At 61.0% G+C, this 3,171-nt stretch carries 4 protein-coding genes; 2 read left to right on the forward strand and 2 right to left on the reverse strand.

The window, feature by feature from the left end; all coding sequences use genetic code 11:
• Window positions 1-382 (reverse strand): AEC family transporter (locus tag EOD07_RS28230; RefSeq protein ID WP_206519580.1); only part of this gene is annotated, 382 nt, incomplete at its 3' end.
• 212 nt (window positions 383-594) lie between these two features.
• On the opposite strand from EOD07_RS28230, the gene hspQ reads away from it, so the two are divergent.
• A complete protein-coding gene (hspQ, locus tag EOD07_RS28235; protein ID WP_164772605.1) occupies window positions 595-918 on the forward strand; it encodes a heat shock protein HspQ in 324 nt (107 codons plus the stop codon).
• Between the two features lie 94 nt (window positions 919-1,012).
• Here hspQ and EOD07_RS28240 read toward each other — a convergent pair whose 3' ends face one another.
• On the reverse strand, window positions 1,013-1,633 hold the full coding sequence (locus EOD07_RS28240; RefSeq protein ID WP_040982846.1) for an invasion associated locus B family protein: 621 nt from the start codon (window positions 1,631-1,633) through the stop codon (window positions 1,013-1,015).
• Window positions 1,634-1,928: 295 nt separating this feature from the next.
• Here EOD07_RS28240 and EOD07_RS28245 point away from each other — a divergent pair.
• The coding region (locus EOD07_RS28245) for an extracellular solute-binding protein (protein WP_164772606.1) at window positions 1,929-3,171 on the forward strand (1,243 nt) is incomplete at its 3' end.

Consider the following 3,171-nt stretch of genomic DNA (forward strand, 5'->3'; position numbering starts at 1 on the left):
CCACGGGTACCGCCGCCTGTTCGCCGAACGCCAGCAAGGCAAGCCCCGGCCCCATATAACCGATGTTGCCGTAAGCCGCGGCAAGGGCGGTGATCGTCGCCTGCGCTACGCCGCCGCGGGAAACGAAGACCGACCAGGCGAACATCAGCGTGAAAATCCCGTAGGTAGCGATGAGCGAGCCGAGGATGAAGCTCCATTCCGTCAACTGCTCGAACGGCGTTTTGGCGAGCAATTGGAAGAACAGGGCTGGCAGCGCGACATAGACGATGAAAATGTTCATCCAGCCGAGCGCCTCCAGCGGCTGCCTGGCGATGCGCGCCACCAGGAAACCGACGAAGATCATGCCGAAGAACTGAAGGACGAGGCCGATGACGTCAGACATTTTTCGCTCGGTCGGGAAAACTCCCGCGCGGGCTAGCCCGTTGCTTCATCCGAGGTCAAGGGCCTGGCTATTGAATTGCGGCAATGTCTGCGCCAAATAGGCCCAAGCCGAAAGTCGGGGTCGATTTTTGGCTGCGTGACGTGTAAATTCAAGGTCTTAGGCGCCTCGCGCGCAGCCACGAAAGGCGCCTCGGAACCTAAGTGGTGAGCGTGATGAAAACCGCCAAATTCTCGATCGGGCAAGTGGTTCGCCACAGGCTGTTTCCGTTCCGCGGCGTGATCTTCGACGTCGATCCCGAATTCGCCAACACCGAGGAATGGTACGAGGCCATTCCGGCCGACGTGCGTCCGCGCAGGGACCAGCCTTTCTACCATCTTCTGGCGGAGAATTCGGAGACCGAATACATCGCCTATGTGTCCGAGCAGAACCTGCTCGAGGACCGGTCGGGCGAGCCGGTGCGGCATCCGCAGATCGGCGAGATGTTCGACAAGCTGCCGGACGGCCGCTACGAGCCGAAGCGCCAGTCGAAGCACTGAAGCGCAAAAGCAAATACCCAAGGCGCACGGTGCGTCGACAACAAAAAAGCGGGGCAATTGCCCCGCTTTTTTGTTTCCAGAGGTGCTCCGGAGATCAGTTCGCGGTCTTGGCCTTGTCCTGCTCGTCCTTGAGCTTCTTGGCGAAGTCCTGGTTGTTCTTGGCGACGAAGTCCTGCAGCTTCTTCTGCCGGTCCTCGATGTCCGACTGCTGCAGCGGCGGGCCGTCATAGGCGCCGCTGAAGCCGGTGAGCGCGATCTTGATCGGGTTCGGCTGGTTCTGGAAGTTGATCGAGGTGAGCGTGATGCCCTGCCCCTTCTTGAAGGAAGCGACGAGCTGGTCGCTCAGCGGCACTTCCGCCACGCAACGATCCGGGAAGCAGATCACATAGTCGAGCTTCTGTGCCTTGCCGGAATCGATCTGCAGCGCGATCCCCGGAGGAACGAGGCGGCCGGTCGGGACCGTGACCTGGAACACCTTGCGGTTCACCTTGCCCTTGAGCTCGATCAGGCTGACGCCGGTGACGAGCTGGCCGTTGCCGGCGGTGACGATGTTCTGCACATTGCAGATGTCGACGTCTTCCTGCTTGGTGCAGGCCTTGAACCAGCCCTGAGGAATCTGCGGCTGCTGTTGGGCCGAGGCGGTGAAAAGCCCGGCGCCCAGAACGCCGACCACGCCTGCGGCCAGCACCGAAAGGCGGTACGCGTTGATCGTCATATGGTGCACTTTCCTCTCAAATGATCCCGGGGACCGGCTTCTTCGTGCCGTGTGGTCCAGCTACCTGTTGCCCAAATGAGGCAACAGGATGACTTCGGAGCGCGTGTTACACTGCCAGCGGCGTCGAATCCAGCCCGGTTTCCGCGATTTCTTTGTGCTTTCGAGCCCGCGGGAAGAGTGCGGTCGACGATGGACCGGCTGAAGCCGATTCCCGTTGGCGCGCCGATTCAATCGGATGGCGAAATGCTCTAGGGTGCGTGGCGAATCACAAAAGCCGCCCGGCAAGGAGACGGTCATGGACCGCGTTCTCGTTCGGCTGATCGCCGCGACGTCGTTTCTGGCTCTTTCGCTCCTTCCGGCACAGTCGGAGCCGAAGCACGGCATCGCCATGCAGGGCGAGCCGGCGCTGCCGCCCGACTACAAGCATTTCGACTACGTCAATCCGGACGCGCCGAAAGGCGGAAGCGTCACCTATTGCGTCGTAGGCTCCTTCGACAACCTCAACCCCTTCATCCTGAAAAGCCTGCGCACCACGGCGCGCGGCATGATCGATACTGTTTACGGCAACCTCGTCTTCGAGCCGTTGATGCAACGCAACTATGACGAGCCTTTCAGCCTCTACGGGCTGCTGGCCGACAGCGCCGACATGGATCCGGATCGCAAGTCGATCGAGTTCCATCTCAATCCCAGCGCAAAATGGTCGGATGGGCAGCCGGTGACGCCGGAGGACGTGCTGTTCACCTACGATGTCTTCGCCGAGAAGGGCCGCCCGCCCTACAGCGATCGCATGAGCATGATCGCCAAGCTGGAGAAGACCGGCGAGCACAGTGTGAAGTTCACCTTCAACGACAAGGCCAACCGCGAATTCCCGCTGATCGTCGCGCTGACGCCGATCGTTCCCAAGCACGCCTTCGACAAGGATACGTTCGACAAGACCACGCTGAAGCCGCTGATCGGCTCCGGCCCCTACACCGTGGACAAGGTGCAGCCCGGGCAGCGCATCATCTTCAAGCGCAATCCGGATTACTGGGGCAAGGACATCCCCTCGAAGCGCGGCTTCGACAATTTCGACCAGGTCACCATCGAGTATTTTCTCAACGCCAATGCCAAGACAGAGGCGTTCAAGAAGGGCATCTGCGCCCTCGACGACGAGACCGATCCGGTCAAGCGCGAGCGTGACATCGATATTCCGGCGTTCCGAAGGGGCGATGTGAAGGAAGAATATTTCAACACCGGCATCCCCCCGGTTGTGACCGGCTTCCTGTTCAACACCCGCCTGCCCAAATTCGCTGATCCCGTGGTCCGCCGCGCGCTCGGCATGCTTTACGATTTCGAATGGACGAACAAGAATCTGTTCGGCGGCAAGTTCAACCGCACCATGAGCTATTGGCAGAATTCCGAGCTGTCCGCGCTTGGCCACCCGGCCGACGATCGTGAAAAGGCGCTGCTTGCGCCCTATCCCGGCCGCGTGCCGCCGGACGTCATGGACGGCACCTGGCGCCCGCCGGTAACGGATGGTTCGGGCCAGGATCGCAAGG

This window comes from Mesorhizobium sp. M2C.T.Ca.TU.002.02.1.1, from assembly GCF_003997225.1.

Bases quoted from the DNA above. Each gene is read 5' to 3' on its own strand.
- EOD07_RS28240 (WP_040982846.1), bottom strand. From the start codon at position 1,633: ATGACGATCAACGCGTACCGCCTTTCGGTGCTGGCCGCAGGCGTGGTC.
- hspQ (WP_164772605.1), top strand. From the start codon at position 595: ATGAAAACCGCCAAATTCTCGATCGGGCAAGTGGTTCGCCACAGGCTG.